Raw genomic sequence first — 20,129 nt, forward strand, 5'->3', positions numbered from 1 at the left:
GGATTGGATTTCTGTGGTACAGGCATAGCTTTTTTCATCATTTCGATATTGACCCCTATTTTTCAATCTGCGAAGATCTTTAGCTGTCCCTTTTTTCCTTTTATAGGCGGCCTGAGAAAGGGATCATCTATCCATTGCCAGATGTTTATTTTCACGAAGATATTCATTCTGATGAATGCGACCAGATTGGACAGGTTCCAGTCATATTTGGCCTTTTTTTGTAAGTATTTTAACAGTAATATGCCAATGAGTGAAGTCCAGATCTGGATCATCACTGCATTTTCAGAAGTCCCTATGAATGTCGATACTTTTAAGCGCTGCTTTAGATGCTTGAAGAAGACTTCGATATGCCAGCGTTGTTTATAGATGTTTGCCACCAAAGAAGCCTTCCACTTCGTATTATTGGTCAAAAAGTGGTACTCATTGCCAGTGGTGCTGTCCCAAAAGTGGATCAGGCGTAACGGCTTGCCGTTGTATTTATTGCAGGCAGCACCGGATAGCTCAATGAGCTCATCCTTAAGGATCCCCTTTTCCATGAGTGCTTCACTCTGATAGGACTTGATAACCTTGTACTTCATATTAACTTTACTCCTGGTAACGAAGTAACACCCCCTGCTGTCCAAATCCCCAAGCCAGCTGTAATCCACGTAGCCACGGTCCACTACCACCACGCTTCCCTTGGAAAAACTGTAACTACCGGCTCGCTGGCTCTCATGTACTTTTCCATCGGTAATCTGCATAAAAACAGGTAGGCAGCCATCATAATCCAAGACAGTGTGCAGCTTTACGGCACCTTTGGTGCTGCGAAACTTTGCCCAGTCAAATACAGATAGACATAAGGGGATGATGCTTGCATCCATCAGATATACTTTACGCTTTAGCTGAACAAGATCTTTGCGAAAATGCGTATCCTTTTGCCAAAGCCTTTCCAAAACAGAGAAATAAAGATCTTTGAAAAGTTCATGGGTACGGTGTGTGTTGATATAGGATATATTAGACTTACTTGGAGCTCTTACTACACCTAAGTGGTTCAGATTACCAGTGGTACTGCGTAGACCGTTACTAATATCACGGACCGAATCTGCCGAGGAAAAATGACAGAAAAGCATACTGACTAGATGCGTCCAGCTGTTGATCCCTTTCTGATGTTTGTCACTTTTGTGCTTTGAAACCAAATCTTTGAATAATTCGCGGTCGATAAGAGATAAAATCTGACTAAAAACATTTAAATTTATCATGGCGGTGTGTTATAATTTTGTGATTTAAATATAGCGATCTCGCTATATCAAAACACCGCCATTTTTTAAACGTTTAGGACGCAAGTGATATCATATACACCATCTTTTACTACAGGTAAAACTTTACCTTCCAATAAATGGGCAATCTTCTCTGATCGGGAGGCGAGCCAGGTTATCAACCTATAGACGGAAATTACACCTATAAAAACAACGATCGCATGAAAAATCGGTATATCTTCTTGAAACATTGGATCTCCCGCAGCTGAGCCCAAACTGATAATAATCGCAACCTCAAAAAGCGTTAACTGCCGAACTCCCCTTCTACCCGAGAGCCTTAGAATTATCAATATTAAAAGAAACATTATTACTGTTCTCGCACCTATTTCAACAAGAAAGGAGCTTTCCACCCCATCAGCAAATATTTTTTGTATATCAATCATAACCTTTTAAAAACACAAAATCTTAATGTGGTCCCACCACAGTCAATCCTAAAACATTTCTCCGGTTGCAATAGTTCATCACTCGGCAAAAAACATATATAAATTACATATGTGTCCTAAATAAATTTTAGGATTGGATTTCTGTGGTACAGGCATAGCTTTTTTCATCATTTCAATATTGACCCCTATTTTTCAATCTGCGAAGATCTTTAGCTGTCCCTTTTTTCCTTTTATAGGCGGCCTGAGAAAGGGATCATCTATCCATTGCCAGATGTTTATTTTCACGAAGATATTCATTCTGATGAATGCGACCAGATTGGACAGGTTCCAGTCATATTTGGCCTTTTTTTGTAAGTATTTTAACAGTAATATGCCAATGAGTGAAGTCCAGATCTGGATCATCACTGCATTTTCAGAAGTCCCTATGAATGTCGATACTTTTAAGCGCTGCTTTAGATGCTTGAAGAAGACTTCGATATGCCAGCGTTGTTTATAGATGTTTGCCACCAAAGAAGCCTTCCACTTCGTATTATTGGTCAAAAAGTGGTACTCATTGCCAGTGGTGCTGTCCCAAAAGTGGACTAGGCGTAGCGGCTTGCCGTTGTATTTATTGCAGGCAGCACCGGATAGCTCAATGAGCTCATCCTTAAGGATCCCCTTTTCCATGAGTGCTTCACTCTGATAGGACTTGATAACCTTGTACTTCATATTAACTTTACTCCTGGTAACGAAATAACACCCCCTGCTGTCCAAATCCCCAAGCCAGCTGTAATCCACGTAGCCACGGTCCACTACCACCACGCTTCCCTTGGAAAAACTGTAACTACCGGCTCGCTGGCTCTCATGTACTTTTCCATCGGTAATCTGCATAAAAACAGGTAGGCAGCCATCATAATCCAAGACAGTGTGCAGCTTTACGGCACCTTGGGTGCTGCGAAACTTTGCCCAGTCAAATACAGATAGACATAAGGGGATGATGCTTGCATCCATCAGATATACTTTACGCTTTAGCTGAACAAGATCTTTGCGAAAATGGGTGTCCTTTTGCCAAAGCCTTTCCAAAACAGAGAAATAAAGATCTTTGAAAAGTTCATGGGTACGGTGTGTGTTGATATAGGATATATTAGACTTACTTGGAGCTCTTACTACACCTAAGTGGTTCAGATTACCAGTGGTACTGCGTAGACCGTTACTAATATCACGGACCGAATCTGCCGAGGAAAAATGACAGAAAAGCATACTGACTAGATGCGTCCAGCTGTTGATCCCTTTCTGATGTTTGTCACTTTTGTGCTTTGAAACCAAATCTTTGAATAATTCGCGGTCGATAAGAGATAAAATCTGACTAAAAACATTTAAATTTATCATGGCGGTGTGTTATAATTTTGTGATTTAAATATAGCGATCTCGCTATATCAAAACACCGCCATTTTTTAAACGTTTAGGACGCAAGTGAGTTATCATTAAAAAAATATGTTTTTATTTTTAATTCAATAAAAAATAAAATTAAAATAAGAGAAGTAATAATAAATTCTCCCAAAATATTATTAATTTTCGGAAACTAACCAATGTGGAAATCGGTGAATGTTTATTTTTTTAACTAAAGAAAGGAGGCAAACAAAACAACGACAATGAGAACCGCTTGAAAAACCAAGCACAATTAAATTAATGATTCATTCACAAATCTTAAAAACTAAGTTATGTTAAAATTAACCAGTCGCCGGAACAGACTTTATGCTGTTTTGGCCGTAGTTTCCACATTTTCTATTTTACTTGCCAAAAAACTTCATTAACTCCTGAGAGTCCAGAAGCACAACTGAACAAAAAAGCTGCTGTATCCGCGCAGGCAGGAGCTACAATTGCAACATTAAATTGGGATCAAACCTATCAAAAGATTGATGGATTTGGTGCATTCGGAGGCCGGATTGTTCCATTCTTTGAATCCGCAAAAAGAGATAGTATTCTGGATTATTTATGGGGAGGCAGTGGATTGAAACTGAATATCCTTCGTGGAAAAGTACTTCATACCTATCCTTTTAATCAACAGACCAAGGTCGTTACCATTAAACCGGCAGGAGTTTCGATTGACGTAGACCCCAACAGTGCGACTTATCAGAATTTGACAGCAGATGAAAAAGAACAGCTTGGACAGGTCTGGATCATCAAGAAAGCAAAAGAAAGATTCCAAGTTCCCTTCGTTATGGCAAGTACCTGGACTCAGCCCTTATACATGAAGACCAATACGAGCAGTATTTCCGCGAAATGGTTTAATGGACTTAATTTTAATACTTCTTCAACAGCTTTCGCGCGCTACCTGACTGGATTTGTAAAATCATTTCAAAATGAAGGAATTACAATCAATGCTATCTCTCCTTCAAATGAGCCTGAAAATGTCTTTTCAGACTGGGATGCTTCTTATTGGGACGCTTCGCATTTGGGACAATTTATTACCAACAATCTCCGTCCAGAATTAAACAGCGCTGGTCTACAATCCACCAAGATTATATCTTCCGAAAATGCGGCCTGGGGAACTGCCGATAATTTCCTCTCCGGTATGGACAGAAGCAATGTCGACATCCTTGCGGGGCACGGCTACGTTGAAATAAGTGGCATCATCACTGGTCAACGTGGGTTTAACCAGAGTCCGTCCATGTGGAATTTTAGTATTGGTGGTAAACCAATGTGGGTAACAGAAGCGTCCGATGATGGCGGCAATTATGACAGTGGCATTGAAGGCGGCTTGAAACTGGCCGTTAATATGCACAAACTACTGGCGGATTGTAACGCCAATGCCTATGTGTTTTGGCTAGGGATGCTGGCATTTCAAAATAATGAGGCGCTTATTTGCACAAAGAGTAATGGTTCTTTGGAGTTTCCAAAAACGTATGATGTGATGGGACATTATTCCAGGTTTATCAAAGCAGGTTATATGCGTATCAATGTAGCGGTTCAAAATGGAAATGGCTTATTGATTTCGGCTTACAAAGATCCTCAATCAGGTAAGTTTGCCTTAGTTGTCACCAACACGGGTACTGCAGCTGTTCCATTGGATATCAACCTCACAGGTTTTGCAAGCGGCGCGCTGAACAATTACCAAACCACGGCAAGCAGTTCTGGCCATTGGGGTAACGTCGGAGCTGTAACACCAAACAGCTCAGGTGTCTATTCCTTAACAATACCTGCTAAAAGTATAAGCACTTTAGAAGGCAACAAACTTTAATTTGTTCATCATACTGAGGGAGCTGTCCTCCCTCAGTGTATTGTTCAAAACACATATTCTAGTTCTAAATTTTGTGCCATTGCCTGTTTCCCTTTATCTTGAAAACTTAACTTTCCATAGCATCTGAAGATATGCCTTCGAAAGCATAAAAATTTGAACGACTTCTAAAAATAAGAATTTAAAGAACAAAATCCAGCTGGCTTTCGTTCTTTAAAAAATCAATTCTAAATCATTAGGAGATATAATGTTTAAAAAACAAATTGAAGAACGCACCTGTTCTTTCCGAACTAAAATATATTCCAATATCTTTGCTACCTATATTTTGGAAAAACTACTATGAAATTGCGCTACCTTACGATGCTTACTCTTGGGATATGTACTATCTCTGGATTAAAAGCACAAGAAAAATCAAATCTTATCAAACTAAATCTTTGGCCCCTATCTGTCGGAAATATTGCATTGGAGTATGAAAGATCGCTCAATGAGCACCTATCGATCAATGGAACGATAAGTTATCGTCCAAAAACCAACTTACCCTTTAAATCCCTATGGGAATCTGTTTTTGATGATGATAATAATATTTTGGGTGAAGCTAAATTAGGCGCTTTTTCCATTACCCCCGAAGTACGTTTCTACCTCGGGAATAAAGAAGTGTTAAAAGGATTCTATATCGCGCCCTTTGTCAAATACGCCAATTACAGTGTACACACAAAGATTACCGTCGATGAATCAAATTATCACCGTGAAGTACCTCTATCGGGCAGCTTAGATGCTTTTACCGGTGGGGTAGCTTCGGTAACCTATGGAAACTTGGACAAAACATCTATTTAGACTGGCGCATTGTCGGTCCCGGTTATGGCTTCAACAATGGAAAGTTCGAAGGGAAAACTCCATTAAATGCAGACGAACAACGCGAAGTAAGGAGACAACTGGATGAATTTGATAGTAATCTCATGAAAATCAAAAAAGAAGTAAATGCCGATGGCGTAACACTAAGCACTAGCGGACCGTTTGCCGGTATTCGCACCGCATTATCCATAGGCTACCGGTTTTAATTACAAGATCCTACGTTCCTCGTATCATCTTTTCCAATAAGCGCACAATGGTGCGCTTTTATCCATAGCAATCGCTAAGGATCCTTTGTGCAGTTTTCATTCCAGTTTCGGGAAGAAATAGATCAACTATTTAGTAAATACCCAAGGATTTCTATCTTTGCACAACAAAAAACCAGAATATTTAACTAATTAATAACGATTATTTCGTCGCGAGGTTGGTAGCAGACTGGTTTAAACCTAATTTGATTATGTACGCCAATTTTCAAAGTCAGCTAAAGTCTACAACTAAAACCGCCATTATCTTGGTGAGCACTATTAAGGAATAACATCCCTATCGCTAGTTTTTTAAATTAGATTATGCTCACGGGCATACTTAAGCATTTATCCTATGGTTTGACATTCTGCTTTTGCCATCATCTTCCTGCGATGTGCAACAACTCTGTGTGGGCTCAAAAAGGTTTAAAAAGCAAATAAAAGACCGTTTATTATCCTATAAAAAAGCAATGGAGCGAGACCTGAGCTATTGACCTCTTCTTGCTCCATTGTTTTCTTTAAATGATGCTGGATTTTATACAGTTATTCGATCCCGGATTCTGGTAGTTTCAGCAATCAAATCCACTTAGTCTTCTATCCGCTATTTAGAATGGCCCTTGGGAGGTGTTTCCAGAATTTTAATAAAATGTGCCTAATTTTATCTTTAATATCATTTTCTCCAAATACTCTTGCTACCTTTGTTCTTCAAATTAAATTAACATGCCAAAAGAGACAAGAACAGGGCTTTATCAGGGAATCATCGAAAAAGATGACAACGGGAATTACTTTTGTGGTCCCTACCTACTGGATTATCAGACCGTAGAAACTTACTATAAATTGGGCGATCGCGTTAGTATCAAAACCATTATCAAAAATACAAGCCGCAAGAGTATGGAAGCTTATCCGCAAAAATCAGTTAAATTTTCCTATGCGTCAGAGGATCATGGAAATGATTAAAACCCATTTAGATTGAACAATATAAATAACAAGGCCAGTTCTACAGAAATGGCCTTGTTATTTTCAAGATTGTTTTTGACGCGAGGCGAAAAACAAAGCCTCTGATTTTTGGTAAATCAAGAGGCTTCAACATAATCAAATGGATCGATTACTTTATAAAATAGGTATATTTTTTTTCAGCATAAAGAATGTACATTCAATAACTTATCTAAATGATGCATCTAAAATTCATTTTCCATAAAAGCTATTCTAAATTCACATTCTTTTTGAGCGATTCAACCCGTCGTCGCTACCATTTAGTGTAAGTGCCATTACTGATTTACGCTTCAAATATAAAAAACTAGTTTAATAGCGTCCGAGCGGAGATAATTGCTTGTGTCTAATTTTCGTTGAAATAGCGATTCAGTACGATGAAATTAAAGAGCGAAGTAAGGCGATATATCTCGATAATAAAATTATATTTGCAAAAAAACAATTAACCAAGCAATGAATAATAAATGTCTTAATTGCAATTGTGCGATAGAAACCAATTTTTGCGGCTATTGTGGACAAAAAGCTGCAACGCACAGAACACGATATTAATGCCGTAATCAATACCATTGGATTACGCAATCTAAATTATATTGGAATTAATATATAAGTATACACGAATCACTAGCCAATAAGGTCTTATGCTACAAAAACGATCAAGTTTTTTTCTACAATTTGGTATTCTATTAAATTTAATTACATGTAATTTTTGTTTTGCACAAAGACACAAATACGATAATAGACGAATAGATAGTGCAACATTTGTTGAAACTAGAACAATATTAAGCCAGTTAAGCACGGATCAATATGAGAAAAGGATATTCACCAATGAGTTCGTTACAATACCTTACCGGCTTCTCTTACCAAAAAATTTCAATTCAAAAAGAAAATATCCTGTTGTCATTACATTTCATAATTCATCTAGAATGGGTAGTGACAATGAAAACCAATTAGAGCATTTGGCAAGAACCTGGATTAGAGAAGATATTTATACAAGGTTCAACTGTTTCGTTGTTGCCCCACAGTTTGAAAAGCGTTCATCAATCTACGAATTGAATAAGAATGGTATACTTGAGGCAAGACCTTCAAGAGATGCACGGCAAATTTTAGAATTGATAGAAAATATTGAAGACGAGTTTAAAAATATCGATAAAAATCGAATTTATCTCGTCGGTTATTCTATGGGAGCGTCAACAGCACAAAACCTCATGAGCCTGGCCCCAGAAAAATTCGCAGCAATGATTTCTATCGCCGCTGTACCAGATCTATCTAATATCAACGCACTTGTTCATAAAAACATTTGGCTTATCCATGGTCGAAAAGATATAGAGAACCCTTATATTGGAAGCGAAGATTTGTACAAAAAGCTGCACGGAAATCGTAAACTCAATTTCACAACTTTTAAAAATTTACAGCATAATAATATTGTCATTCCGTTTCTACTAACGGACGAGCTCCAAAAATGGTTATTCACTAAGCATAATTAACTTAATTGGACTAGTACCGAGTCTTCAGGGCAATAGGTTGTAATTCCTCATTCGGTATCTGAGGAACATATACGGTCTGTCCTCCCCTTTCGTCGATCAACAAGGCCAATAAACTACTGATGTCGTCGATCGTGTCCAATCCTATAGGGCTGTCTACTATCGCTATATCCCGATCCGAAAGAATCTTTACGGCCTGATGGAAGCTTTCTTGAACCACTAAGATATCCCCGCGGCCGTCCTGGCAGGCGCGATAGATTTCTTGAAGATCAGTGATCACTAAGCCCTTGCCCACAGCTGCTTCCAATTCTTTAAAGTAGTCCTCATTTTTTCGTACAAGCTCCTGTTTCATAAAATTCCAAGAACGGCTCTCCAACTGATGTGTTTCAATGTTGTTATAATCAATAGGCAGGTATCCGTAATAGACCGAGGGGCGATCTGCAACCTGTAAGAGCTTGCTATAGTTATCTTCTGTACAGAAAACGAGCGTGACAATCCTCTCTCCACCAATAAATCGTAAAAGGGCTTTATCAACCCGATTAAGATATTCCCTGAGAAGATCATCAAGATGTTTGGCATCACTGCTCTTATCCGGAAAAGTATTATGGAATTGATTTTCGGGAATCGGGAACTCTTCGCTACTGATATCCTCAACAATACGACCATTGGTGGCTCGAAAAAGGTGGACACCGCTTTGCGAAAGGAGCATCACAAGATAACTGGTTTGACGGCCAATCTCCTTCACCAACGGGCGTACTGCAAATGTATTGCTGATATGGACTCCTTCTTGGTTTGTCTCCCAAGAGGACTTGAAAACTTCACTGATGGTATCAGAAACGAAAATATGAAGACTTTCAAGATTATAATTGATATCGAGCTCTTGATCTATTTTTTCCAATTTTTCGATCAGACCAGCAATATCTTTCTGATCATGTTTATCCAACAACCTATCAATCGCTTCTCTTTTAAAATTTTTGATTTTTATGCGATCACTGAGATTATCAGGATGTGTTCGATGGGTATTAACAGAAATGGTGACACATAATTCATCCTGAACCCGAATAAGCGTTTGCAAAAGTTGTTTTTCGAACATTACCATAAAGAAATACGTTAAGAAATAAATACAGTTATATGTAACAACAATTGCAGGAAGCTTCTTGTTTGGATAAAATTGAAGTGAAACAGTTTCCGAGAACTTATCTTCAAAAAATAATACATCCCCCTGACAGTTATGCTAGGTAAAAAAGCATCTACATGAAAAATATTTTTATCGCGGAGTGACAGGTTGTGTCGATCTCCAACACTCCTGTAGATACGATAAAACTGCCATTGAAGAAGTTGATTTTGATATTCTGATTGACTTTACCACAGCGTTTATCGCAAAGGAAAATGTTCTCTTTCGAGGAATAAAAGCTAGACAATTGAAGCCTAGCTTTTATTTATAGTTGTCGAAACAGTTAATTTAAGCGGTAAACTTTGAGCTGTTTTTGCAGCTTTTTACGTACCATGTGAATTCTGGTCTTTATAGTGCCTTCTGGCATATTAAAATAGGAAGCGATTTCATGGTATTTATAACCATCTAAAAATAAACGGAAAATTTCATAATTTTCGGGCGTAAGACTGGTCATCGCTTTTTCGATGTCTTCGGCCATAAATTTATTGATCCCTTTATTAAGTTCAGACGTATTGGTACTTTCTAAGGCAATATAATTATCCTGAATTTCCGTCACCCGCTTGGCTTTTCTATACTTATTAATATACGTATGCTTCATAATCACATATAGCCAGCTCATTAACTTCGGATGCTGCACAAAGTTGTCTATGGACTTCAATGCCCTTATCCAGGTTTCTTGGATCAAATCTTCCTTTTCATCCGGATCAGCTGTAAATTTAGCAGCAAAATGATTAAGCAAACTTCTTTTTTCGTTGATGAGTACATTTAAATTGTAGTTGTTCATAACTTATCCTCTTTCTTTTTTCAACTGATTGTTTAAAATGGTTTTACATGAACAGAGGTAACAAGAAGGATGCTAGATTTGAAGTTCCATTTGCGCCAAAAAATAAATAGCAGCGTTGAGGGTAGAAATACGTTTTCCTATTTTATAAAGCTAATTAAGCAAAGTTTAATAGCTTTTTGACATTTATTTTAAATAATGATCAAAAAATAAGCAACTAATAAAAAAAGATAATAAGGTATCACTTGCGTCCTAAACGTTTAAAAAGTGGCGGTGTTTGGATATAGCAAAGTTGCTATATTTAAATTGCAAAATTATAACACACCGCCATGATAAATTTAAATGTTTTTAGTCAGATTTTATCTCTTATTGACCGTGAATTATTCAGGGATTTGGTTGCAAAGCACAAAAGTGATAAACACCAGAAAGGGATCAACAGCTGGACGCATCTAGTCAGTATGCTTTTCTGTCATTTTTCCTCGGCAGATTCGGTCCGGGATATTAGTAACGGTCTGCGCAGTACAACTGGTAACCTGAACCACTTAGGAGTAATAAGAGCTCCAAGTAAGTCTAATATATCCTATATCAACATACACCGTACGCATGAACTTTTCAAAGATCTTTATTTCTCTGTTTTGGAAAGGCTTTGGCAAAAGGATACGCATTTTCGCAAAGAGCTTGTTCAGCTAAAGCGTAAAGTATATCTGATGGATGCAAGCATCATCCCCTTATGTCTATCTGTATTTGACTGGGCAAAGTTTCGCAGCACCAAAGGTGCCGTAAAGCTGCACACTGTCTTGGATTATGATGGCTGCCTACCTGTTTTTATGCAGATTACCGATGGAAAAGTACATGAGAGCCAGCGAGCCGGTAGTTACAGTTTTTCCAAGGGAAGCGTGGTGGTAGTGGACCGTGGCTACGTGGATTACAGCTGGCTTGGGGATTTGGACAGCAGGGGGTGTTACTTCGTTACCAGGAGTAAAGTTAATATGAAGTACAAGGTTATCAAGTCCTATCAGAGTGAAGCACTCATGGAAAAGGGGATCCTTAAGGATGAGCTCATTGAGCTATCCGGTGCTGCCTGCAATAAATACAACGGCAAGCCGCTACGCCTAGTTCACTTTTGGGACAGCACCACTGGCAATGAGTACCACTTTTTGACCAATAATACGAAGTGGAAGGCTTCTTTGGTGGCAAACATCTACAAACAACGCTGGCATATCGAAGTCTTCTTCAAGCATCTAAAGCAGCGCTTAAAAGTATCGACATTCATAGGGACTTCTGAAAATGCAGTGATGATCCAGATCTGGACTTCACTCATTGGCATATTACTGTTAAAATACTTACAAAAAAAGGCCAAATATGACTGGAACCTGTCCAATCTGGTCGCATTCATCAGAATGAATATCTTCGTGAAAATAAACATCTGGCAATGGATAGATGATCCCTTTCTCAGGCCGCCTATAAAAGGAAAAAAGGGACAGCTAAAGATCTTCGCAGATTGAAAAATAGGGGTCAATATCGAAATGATGAAAAAAGCTATGCCTGTACAACAGAAATCCAATCCTAAAATTTATTTAGGACAGATGTGATAAGGTATTTATTTACTGCTGAAATGTTAGAAATACGTTTATTCTGCGTTTTAGCATTTTATATTCAAATGAACATTGTATATAGTTGTTGAGAAAACGGAACATCCTATTGATCGAAATACGATATAAAAGCAAACTATCACTCTTCGAATGCTGTTCTAATAAAAAAATCAAATTATGGGAAATCTATTGTACATCATCGCCGTTATATTGGTCATCATTTGGGCGATAAGTTTTTTTGGAGGTTATGCTACGGGGAATATCATCCACGTGTTATTGGTCATTGCCATTATTGTCGTTTTATTACGTGTCATTCGTGGTGCTGCTTAAACTGAACTCAAAAGATGAAACAAAGCCGAACATAAATTACGTTCGGCTTCGTTTGTTTTGAAGATTTACAAACTCGCTATTGATTCCATGGCAAAAAGAATAGTGTGATATTGTCGCTAAGTCTATGTTCTTCATTTGTAACTGAGGTAAGAATAATACCTTGACATTTTAATTAAGCTTTTCAAAACATCGAATGAGCGCAAACGTTTCGGTTCCCAGTTTTGTTCAAATTAAAAAGGAACGCCAGGAAGCATTTTTGCCGATCCCATTTAACGCTTTTTACGATATAAACTGAACCACTATGACACAAAACTCAGAAATCATGATTCATGCTGCCCGACTGGGCAATCTCGAAGTCTTACGTGAATTGATCAATCAGAATACCGATGTAAATACACGGGATGGCAAAGGCTATACCCCATTGATCATTGCCTGTTATAACAATAAGTTGGCTGCAGCCCAATTACTATTGGAAGCTGGTGCCGATGTAAATGCACAGGATAACGGTGGAAACACAGCCCTGATGGGTGTTGCTTTTAAAGGTTATCATGATATTGCCAAATTATTAATCGGTTATGGCGCAAATTTAAACCTGCAACATGGGAACGGTGGCACCGCGCTGATGTTTGCAGCCATGTTTGGTAGAAATGAGGTACTTAAGCTTTTACTTGACAATGGTGCAAATACCAGGCTACTCGATACCCGTGGCTTGTCGGTGTTAGACCTCGCCGCGCAACAGGGAAATGATACCGCCCTCACACTGCTACAGCATTAGTATTTATTTAAATAGGATGGTCCATAAATATGCCCCAAATAGTATAAAACTTTTTGGGGCATATTTCTACATTGGATATTATTTAGATACTACGCAGGCACTTTGCGCGATTTTTCCCGCTCCCAAAACCGGTGTTGGGCAATTGCTTTAATGAATTTATCCACTAAGGACTTCGGATCCTGATCAACTATGATTCCGTCATCAAGTACAGTCTCCGCTGAAAACTCTTGGTATACCTTGCTAAAAAAATAGGTCGCTTCCAAAACCGGACTTGCCTCGACATCCGCGGCAATTGCTTTACAGTGTTTAAATGCTTCATTTAGAAAATGGACAGCATCGGCATTGGACTGCAGTGTAGCTACGCTATCCTTTCCTCCGGGTATATATATGGCGTCATACAGCACCGATGCTCCCGTTAAAAAGCTTTCTTCAACAGGGATCTTCTTGTTGTCCGTGCCCGTAACCTCCCCGAGCTTAGGTGCAATAACATGGACAATTCCACCCGCAGCCCGGATCGCATCTGCCACGGCCTGAAATGATTTCGTATCTACTCCATCGGCAGCAAGCACGGCGATCTTTCGACTCTTGATCGTATCTTTTATCGTATTTTGCATACTTAAAGCCGCCGATTTTTTTAATTGCTCCTTGACTTGAATAGGCTCATAATCGGAAGGATCGGCATCTGCTGGGATGCTTTTATTAATCGGCTTTTCAACTTCTTTTTGCACCTGTAATCCCAAGGCAAACGCAACTTCAGCTGCCAGCCCCTGATCGACCAGCGACAGTATACCGATCATGCGCTGCCTTACCGAAACGGCCTTCACTTTACCCAGCTCAAAACTGAACGCATCTACAAGATGATTTTTTTCCGGCTCAGACTGACTATTATAAAACAGCCTTGCTTGACTAAAATGGTCGCGGAAACTATCGCTCCTAGCCCGCACTTTTCTGGCATCAATACGCTCTTGATAGCTTTTAAAACCACCATCTGCCTCGCCTACCTGCGCAGGATCATTATTCCCCAATGAATTTGGTCCATAGCTCGTCTTACCTCGATCAATCCTTTGCCGCATAAATCCGTCACGCTGATTGTTGTGCGAAGGACAGATGGGCCTATTAATCGGAATTTCATGAAAATTAGGTCCACCTAAACGAATAAGTTGGGTATCTGTGTAAGAGAACAATCGCCCTTGCAACAACGGATCATTTGTAAAATCAATTCCTGGCACAATATTGCCAATATGAAAGGCAACCTGCTCCGTTTCGGCAAAGAAATTATCGGGATTTCGATTTAAAGTCATTTTTCCAATAGGCTGAACAGGCACCAACTCCTCAGGAACAATCTTCGTTGAATCTAGCAGGTCGAAGTCATACTTAAATTCGTCAGATTCGGGAATGACCTGTATGCCGAGTTCCCATTCTGGAAATGCACCGTTTTCAATGGCGTCCCAGAGATCCCTTCGATGAAAATCGGGGTCTTTACCGGATATATTTTGAGCTTCATCCCATGCGACTGAATGAACTCCAAGCAGTGGTTTCCAATGAAACTTAACAAAGTGCGATTCGCCATTGGAATTGATCAACCGAAAAGTATGAACACCAAATCCCTCCATCATGCGGTAGCTTCGCGGTATTGCTCGATCACTCATCAGCCACATGATCATGTGTGTCGACTCAGGCATTAAAGAAATGAAGTCCCAAAATGTATCATGGGCAGAAGCCGCCTGTGGAATTTCATTGTCGGGTTCGGGCTTGACAGCGTGAACAAGATCGGGGAACTTCATTGCATCCTGAATAAAGAATACAGGCATATTATTACCCACCAGATCGAAATTACCTTCTTGTGTATAAAATTTGACAGCAAAACCACGAACGTCGCGGGCAAGATCCGTCGACCCCCTCGAACCAGCAACCGTAGAGAAACGCACAAACACTGGGGTTTCAGTTTCGATATCATTAAGAAAACCCGCTTTTGTCCATTCAGCTAAAGGCTTGTATAGTTTGAATACGCCATGCGCGCCCGAACCTCTTGCGTGTACAACACGTTCGGGAATGCGCTCGTGGTCAAAATGTGTGATCTTTTCTCGGAGAATAAAATCTTCCAAAAGCGTAGCGCCCCGATCTCCAGCACGCAGCGAATTTTGGTCATCATTGATCTTGACTCCCTGATCAGTGGTCATTTGCTGTCCTGTGGCGTCCGCCGTATGTGGTCTTAGGGCGTTGACCTTTTTATTTTCCACTGGATCAACTTGTTCAGTCTTCAATTCTTTTTTTTTCATTATAATCGATTTTTGGGTTTAAACATCGTTTGTCGTATAAACTTTGAAGAAAATTCAGCTATAACTTTTGCATATCCATCTGGACGGGCAATATTCACCATTTCATATAGGAACTTTTCCAATCGACTAATCGTTTGTTTTAATTCTAAAAGTGTTCTTAAATTTTCTCTCCAAGAAGATCGGATGGCCCATTAATAAGGGAAAGTATAGACTGGATGAACCTTGTTTAAAGTAGGTACGGCGGATAGCAACTCTACCGCTGTTAAAGGTTGCTGCTACGTTCAAACAAAAAAAGGAGCTTTAGGGCTCCTTTTTTTGTTTGAAGAATTTTTATATGTCTATCAGACTTTAAATGTTATACAAAAAGTTGTACCTATATTAAGCTCGCTATCGACGGTGACTTTTGCCTCGAGACGATCTACGATGCGTTTTACAATAGAGAGCCCAATTCCCGAACCTTCAAATCCCTGCGAGTTCGGCAAGCGTTTAAAAATATCGAATATATTACTATCATCCTTAATATCCATTCCGATACCATTGTCTTTAATATAGTAGTTAACGAAATGTCCCTGCTTTTCACTATATACCTCGACTCTCGGGCGATCTTTTTTACTGCTATATTTTATGGCATTGCTGATCAGATTTAAGAACAACTGGTATAACAGTGTTCTTTCCCCTAAAATCGGCAAAGTTTCTCCCAAAACAAACTCAAGATGGGCGCTTTCAAACTGCTGCTTACAGCTTTCGAGAATGTTAAGAATTTTATTCCGTGGATCGATCAGTTCCGTTTTGAAGGCAACATAATTCGATTGCGTTAGCTGATACACCTTGTCCATCATTTCAGTGATCAGCGCGGTAGCATCCATAATATTTAGTGCCATTTTGCGTAACATATCCTTCGGAAGATCATCTTTCATCAACATCATCTGGGCAGCAAGCTTTATCGATGAAAGTGGATTTTTAAGATCATGGGTTAATGTATAGCCAAATGTATCCAAGGCATTGTTGGACCTGACAAGTTCTTTATTGAGCTGAGCAATCTCTCCGCCGCGCTGGGCAATAGCTTGTTGGGTTATTTGTGCGACTTTCTCCATAAAAGAAAGCTCGGCACGTTTCCACTGGATAGACTTGCCTTTCATCTTTTCACGCCAAGCTTCAAAAGATGTCCGTGGAGATGGAAATTCAACTTTCTTTTCAGGATCGTAATGATATATTTTTTCGGGTTTTCCAGCCCATACATCTTCGTAAACATGTTCTCTGCGGAATAAATAGATGTGCCATTTATTGCTGGGAAGGATATTTATCCGCAAAATGCCAGGCAATATAACCGGTTGCGGGGGGGGGCACTGTCACCATAGACAAAGTTTGATGTAAAAAATAAATCATTTTGCCCTTCTTCTTCTATAAAGCGATCGATCTCACGCAACTGCAATTCAGTGGGTACATCGCCCCAACTTTTAGAACCCCGGTCGTGCTTGATCATTAGTCCATCTGCGCCCGCAATTTCTAGAATTTGTGGTGCAAAGCGTTCAAGCACAATTCCAATATCGCTATTAACTAATAACTCAGACTTCAGATCACGTTCCATAACACCCATAATGGTTTGTGCTACCAGGTTTTCTTTTTGATGTTCTGAAAGATAGTAGTTTATAGCGTATTGCGTTAAAAAAGCGCATAAATGACGTTGGGCGAGATCAACATTCAAAGGCTCGCTATTCTGGCACGCCACCAAGCCCCAAAGTTTTCCTTCGATAACGATAGAAAAACTGGCACTGGCCCGTGCTCCTGCGTTTTTAAGATATTGTAAATGTACTGGAGATAATGCTCTGAGGCTACAGCGTGTCAAGTCTACCTCAGCAGCCTCCAAACCCTGTATAGCAATAGTCGGACCATCAACATCAGCTACGTGGCGCGCAAGAAACTTCACATAGAGTTCTCGTGCTTGTGCCGGAATATCAAATTCCGGATACCGGTACCCCATCAATGGGGTCATTCCATCTGCGATGGACTCTGCAATGACCTGTCCGCTATTGTCCTCCTCGAAACGGTATACCATAACTCGGTCAAAACCAATAATCTGACGGATCAGTACAGTCAATGATTGCCAAGCATTGCCATGACGTTCTTCAAGGTACTTCGCATAATAAAATAATCGCGTCGCTTTTAAATGATTTTCATTACAGATTTCTATTTCAAGGTATGTCCGCTCGTCGTACTGGTAAATACTCAGGTAATAGTCTACATTTTTAATGCGGATACGCTCCACAAAACGTGTAAAGATCTCTCCTCTAATTTGCGTTTCAATCTCTTTAAGATTCAACTCCTTTTCGGACGATAGCAATGGTAATAGCTGAGCAATAGAGCGTCCGAGGTTTTCCTTCATGGGAATATCAAGAACGATAGTTAAGTTTTCACTTGCGGCAATACATCCGCTCTCATCAAAAATACAAAGGAAACCGAAAGACTGGATCTTACCGCATAGGTGGATTTTCTCTTCGTGACACTCCAGTTGACGCATAGTTTGCTAGTTTTTAATCATTTAATTCGCTAATAATAGGAAATTCTCGAAAGAGATAATTTGCCATACATTATAAATCTAGCACCCCTCTTCAAACATGTCATATCTTAGGCTAAGATAAAAAAAAATTGCGACGAATAACAGATCAAACGTTTGTTTAAAATTTATTCTGAATAGCTGGTCGTTCAAACCACTGGTATTCAAAACCATAAGCAATTGTTCCTTTTAAAAATAAAAAAGCTAGGTTGGAAAGGACCTAGCTTTTAAAACTTTCTTCACGACTGGACAAGCCGTATTTAAATAAGGAACAATACTTTTAACGAAGTTGTTTGAATAATTTGTTTTTATCTTTTAATAGCTTTCATTCCTGAAGATCAACTCACTTAAATCTTTCCAAAACGATCTATTTCGAAGTGTAAGCATACCCTGACCATGGTAATAAGGAACAGTCCTGCACTGCAACAGCGTCAGTCTCTGCCAAAAGGTCGGCGTCCGGTACACTGGTATCAAATGACAAGGTCCATTGCACAGCTGCTGGTAGATTGACATGTTGTAAATGAGCTGAAAAGTTCATCAGGATAATCATTTGCCTCTCCTTTTGTTCCACATAGATACTAAGTACCTTCTTATCACAGAGGCACTCAGTCCTGATATCACTTCGTTGCATATTTTTTAACAACGGATTGCTTTTCCGAAATGCGATCATCGATTTATAATAGGACAACTGTTGCTGATATGGTTGCCTGTTCAATTCGTCCCAATCCAACACAGCTTGCCTAAATATTGTTTCATCCTGTGGATCGGGAACCTCGTGATCTGTGAGAAAATCTTCAAACTCCCGCTTGCGGCCCTCCCGCACCAGCTCTACCAGCTCTGGATCACTGTGACTGATAAAATACGGAAAAGGTCGCACTGTCCCCCATTCTTCGCCCATAAATAGTAGCGGAAGATAGGGCGACATGAATACAGCAAAAGTCATAAGACGTGTTATTTCTCTGGCGTAAAGCGAGGCCGCACGATCACCCAGCATCCTATTGCCGACCTGATCATGATTCTGACTGAAAACAATGAAGCGATCGCCCGGAATACCCGCCGTATCTGTTCCAAAAAATTTCTCGCGATGGAAAGAATAGTTCCCATCAAAAACATAGGCCTTCTCGTAGGCTTTTGCCAGATCTTCCACGCCATTAAACTCCCGATAATAGCCCTTTTTTGGTTCGCCTACGGCTACGCGTAAGGCATGGTGAAACTCATCTAGCCACTGCGCATCCATCGCAAAACCATTTTTTGCCAAGGGGTCTAAAAATCTTCTGTCGTTAAGATCGCACTCAACAAAGAGATATCGATTTTTCCCTGTTTTAGCGATCACATTATCCGTTTCCGCACGGATTTCCTGAAGGATGTGAATTGGACTGAAATCCTTGATCGCATGTACTGCATCCATGCGCAGCGCATCAATGTGAAAGTCTTCAAACCACATCCGTACATTGTTGACTACCAAATCCCGCTGTCCGTGACAGAAACGGTCGTCATAATTGAGTGCATCGCCCCAGGGCGTTCGATATTTCTCAGTGAAATAAGGACCATGCTGCGCAAAATAGTTTCCTTCGGGGCCCACATGATTATAGACCACATCGAGAATTACAGCTATACCAGCCTCATGACAGGCATTAACTAGCCGTTGCAATTCGGAAGCGCCACCATAAGAATGCTGTACCGCGAATGGAAATACGCCATCATAACCCCAATTTCTCTCTCCGGGAAATTGAGCGATCGGCATGATTTCGATAGCAGTTATTCCCAAATTTTTCAGATAAGGAATCTTTTTGATAACTCCATCAAAGTCATGGGACGACGAGAATGTACCGACATGAAGCTCATAGATGATAAAATCTGATTGTTGCGGCGGCTGATAGTCTTGATCGGTCCATGAAAAAGCGAGGTCTACAGCTTGAGACGGTCCATGAACACCTTCCGGTTGTGAACGAGAAAGCGGATCAGGAAATTCGTTGTCGTCTACCCGTATTCTATACAAATCGCCCGCACGGATTAGATCACTTTCGGCATACCAATAACCGTAGGCTTGCTGCTCTAGCGGTATTTCGACACCCATATTATAAAGCATGCAATAGACATTCTTTGCATTTGGCGCCCATACGCGAATCTCCCATAGCGCACCATTGTATTGAACTCCTAATTGTCTAATTCCTGTTTTGCTCATAA

The 20,129-nt window shown here is 39.9% G+C and carries 16 protein-coding genes; 7 read left to right on the forward strand and 9 right to left on the reverse strand.

Going from position 1 to position 20,129, the window contains the following annotated elements; all coding sequences use genetic code 11:
• Positions 1-62: 62 nt before the first annotated feature.
• The 3 genes from AACH28_RS03080 to AACH28_RS03090 all read right to left on the reverse strand — a co-directional run bounded on the left by AACH28_RS03080 (position 63) and on the right by AACH28_RS03090 (position 3,046).
• Complete coding sequence (locus AACH28_RS03080; RefSeq protein ID WP_341832213.1) at positions 63-1,238, reverse strand: IS4 family transposase; 1,176 nt, start codon at positions 1,236-1,238, stop codon at positions 63-65.
• A gap of 65 nt (positions 1,239-1,303) precedes the next feature.
• Entirely contained in the window at positions 1,304-1,678 is a 375-nt protein-coding gene (locus tag AACH28_RS03085) for a hypothetical protein (RefSeq protein WP_341832214.1), read from the reverse strand.
• A gap of 192 nt (positions 1,679-1,870) precedes the next feature.
• A complete protein-coding gene (locus AACH28_RS03090; RefSeq protein WP_341832215.1) occupies positions 1,871-3,046 on the reverse strand; it encodes an IS4 family transposase in 1,176 nt (391 codons plus the stop codon).
• Positions 3,047-3,494: 448 nt separating this feature from the next.
• Here AACH28_RS03090 and AACH28_RS03095 point away from each other — a divergent pair, with 448 nt between their 5' ends.
• From AACH28_RS03095 to AACH28_RS03110, 4 genes are all read left to right on the forward strand, one after another.
• A complete protein-coding gene (locus tag AACH28_RS03095; protein WP_407073639.1) occupies positions 3,495-4,898 on the forward strand; it encodes a glycoside hydrolase in 1,404 nt (467 codons plus the stop codon).
• Positions 4,899-5,234: 336 nt separating this feature from the next.
• Positions 5,235-5,729, forward strand: coding sequence for a DUF3575 domain-containing protein (locus AACH28_RS03100; RefSeq protein ID WP_341832217.1), 495 nt, complete (start codon positions 5,235-5,237; stop codon positions 5,727-5,729).
• Between the two features lie 977 nt (positions 5,730-6,706).
• A complete protein-coding gene (locus tag AACH28_RS03105) occupies positions 6,707-6,943 on the forward strand; it encodes a hypothetical protein (RefSeq protein ID WP_070564469.1) in 237 nt (78 codons plus the stop codon).
• A gap of 671 nt (positions 6,944-7,614) precedes the next feature.
• Positions 7,615-8,460 carry an alpha/beta hydrolase-fold protein gene (locus tag AACH28_RS03110; RefSeq protein ID WP_407073632.1) on the forward strand — a complete coding sequence of 282 codons (846 nt, stop codon included), beginning with the start codon at positions 7,615-7,617 and terminating at the stop codon, positions 8,458-8,460.
• Positions 8,461-8,470: 10 nt separating this feature from the next.
• On the opposite strand, the gene AACH28_RS03115 is transcribed toward AACH28_RS03110, so the two are convergent.
• Both AACH28_RS03115 and AACH28_RS03120 read right to left on the reverse strand, forming a co-directional pair.
• On the reverse strand, positions 8,471-9,556 hold the full coding sequence (locus tag AACH28_RS03115) for a hypothetical protein (protein WP_341832219.1): 1,086 nt from the start codon (positions 9,554-9,556) through the stop codon (positions 8,471-8,473).
• A gap of 358 nt (positions 9,557-9,914) precedes the next feature.
• The gene (locus AACH28_RS03120) at positions 9,915-10,415 is read right to left on the reverse strand and encodes an RNA polymerase sigma factor (RefSeq protein WP_046676293.1); all 501 of its coding nucleotides are present in this window, start codon (positions 10,413-10,415) and stop codon (positions 9,915-9,917) included.
• 326 nt (positions 10,416-10,741) lie between these two features.
• On the opposite strand from AACH28_RS03120, the gene AACH28_RS03125 reads away from it, so the two are divergent.
• From AACH28_RS03125 to AACH28_RS03135, 3 genes are all read left to right on the forward strand, one after another.
• The gene (locus AACH28_RS03125; RefSeq protein ID WP_341832220.1) at positions 10,742-11,917 is read left to right on the forward strand and encodes an IS4 family transposase; all 1,176 of its coding nucleotides are present in this window, start codon (positions 10,742-10,744) and stop codon (positions 11,915-11,917) included.
• A gap of 264 nt (positions 11,918-12,181) precedes the next feature.
• Positions 12,182-12,334 (forward strand): lmo0937 family membrane protein, encoded by a 153-nt coding sequence (locus AACH28_RS03130; RefSeq protein WP_115048587.1) that lies wholly within the window; start codon positions 12,182-12,184, stop codon positions 12,332-12,334.
• Between the two features lie 301 nt (positions 12,335-12,635).
• A complete protein-coding gene (locus AACH28_RS03135; RefSeq protein ID WP_070560777.1) occupies positions 12,636-13,109 on the forward strand; it encodes an ankyrin repeat domain-containing protein in 474 nt (157 codons plus the stop codon).
• Between the two features lie 89 nt (positions 13,110-13,198).
• Here AACH28_RS03135 and AACH28_RS03140 read toward each other — a convergent pair whose 3' ends face one another.
• The 4 genes from AACH28_RS03140 to treZ all read right to left on the reverse strand — a co-directional run bounded on the left by AACH28_RS03140 (position 13,199) and on the right by treZ (position 20,127).
• Positions 13,199-15,388 carry a catalase gene (locus tag AACH28_RS03140; RefSeq protein ID WP_115048585.1) on the reverse strand — a complete coding sequence of 730 codons (2,190 nt, stop codon included), beginning with the start codon at positions 15,386-15,388 and terminating at the stop codon, positions 13,199-13,201.
• 341 nt (positions 15,389-15,729) lie between these two features.
• Positions 15,730-16,698: an ATP-binding protein gene (locus AACH28_RS03145; RefSeq protein ID WP_341832221.1), complete on the reverse strand. Its 969-nt coding sequence runs from the start codon at positions 16,696-16,698 to the stop codon at positions 15,730-15,732.
• The gene (locus AACH28_RS03150) at positions 16,689-17,906 is read right to left on the reverse strand and encodes a GAF domain-containing protein (protein WP_341832222.1); all 1,218 of its coding nucleotides are present in this window, start codon (positions 17,904-17,906) and stop codon (positions 16,689-16,691) included. The genes AACH28_RS03145 and AACH28_RS03150 overlap by 10 nt, the downstream gene beginning before the upstream one ends.
• A gap of 403 nt (positions 17,907-18,309) precedes the next feature.
• Positions 18,310-20,127: a malto-oligosyltrehalose trehalohydrolase gene (treZ, locus tag AACH28_RS03155; protein ID WP_341832223.1), complete on the reverse strand. Its 1,818-nt coding sequence runs from the start codon at positions 20,125-20,127 to the stop codon at positions 18,310-18,312.
• Between the last annotated feature and the right edge of the window lie 2 nt (positions 20,128-20,129).

The sequence above is a fragment of the Sphingobacterium thalpophilum genome, from assembly GCF_038396785.1.
Taxonomy (GTDB): domain Bacteria; phylum Bacteroidota; class Bacteroidia; order Sphingobacteriales; family Sphingobacteriaceae; genus Sphingobacterium; species Sphingobacterium thalpophilum_A.

Coding starts and splice junctions, on each gene's coding strand:
- AACH28_RS03080 (WP_341832213.1), bottom strand. CDS start 1,238: ATGATAAATTTAAATGTTTTTAGTCAGATTTTATCTCTTATCGACCGC.
- AACH28_RS03085 (WP_341832214.1), bottom strand. CDS start 1,678: ATGATTGATATACAAAAAATATTTGCTGATGGGGTGGAAAGCTCCTTT.
- AACH28_RS03090 (WP_341832215.1), bottom strand. CDS start 3,046: ATGATAAATTTAAATGTTTTTAGTCAGATTTTATCTCTTATCGACCGC.
- AACH28_RS03100 (WP_341832217.1), top strand. CDS start 5,235: ATGAAATTGCGCTACCTTACGATGCTTACTCTTGGGATATGTACTATC.
- AACH28_RS03105 (WP_070564469.1), top strand. CDS start 6,707: ATGCCAAAAGAGACAAGAACAGGGCTTTATCAGGGAATCATCGAAAAA.
- AACH28_RS03110 (WP_407073632.1), top strand. CDS start 7,615: ATGCTACAAAAACGATCAAGTTTTTTTCTACAATTTGGTATTCTATTA.
- AACH28_RS03115 (WP_341832219.1), bottom strand. CDS start 9,556: ATGGTAATGTTCGAAAAACAACTTTTGCAAACGCTTATTCGGGTTCAG.
- AACH28_RS03120 (WP_046676293.1), bottom strand. CDS start 10,415: ATGAACAACTACAATTTAAATGTACTCATCAACGAAAAAAGAAGTTTG.
- AACH28_RS03125 (WP_341832220.1), top strand. CDS start 10,742: ATGATAAATTTAAATGTTTTTAGTCAGATTTTATCTCTTATTGACCGT.
- AACH28_RS03130 (WP_115048587.1), top strand. CDS start 12,182: ATGGGAAATCTATTGTACATCATCGCCGTTATATTGGTCATCATTTGG.
- AACH28_RS03135 (WP_070560777.1), top strand. CDS start 12,636: ATGACACAAAACTCAGAAATCATGATTCATGCTGCCCGACTGGGCAAT.
- AACH28_RS03140 (WP_115048585.1), bottom strand. CDS start 15,388: ATGAAAAAAAAAGAATTGAAGACTGAACAAGTTGATCCAGTGGAAAAT.
- AACH28_RS03150 (WP_341832222.1), bottom strand. CDS start 17,906: ATGCGTCAACTGGAGTGTCACGAAGAGAAAATCCACCTATGCGGTAAG.
- treZ (WP_341832223.1), bottom strand. CDS start 20,127: ATGAGCAAAACAGGAATTAGACAATTAGGAGTTCAATACAATGGTGCG.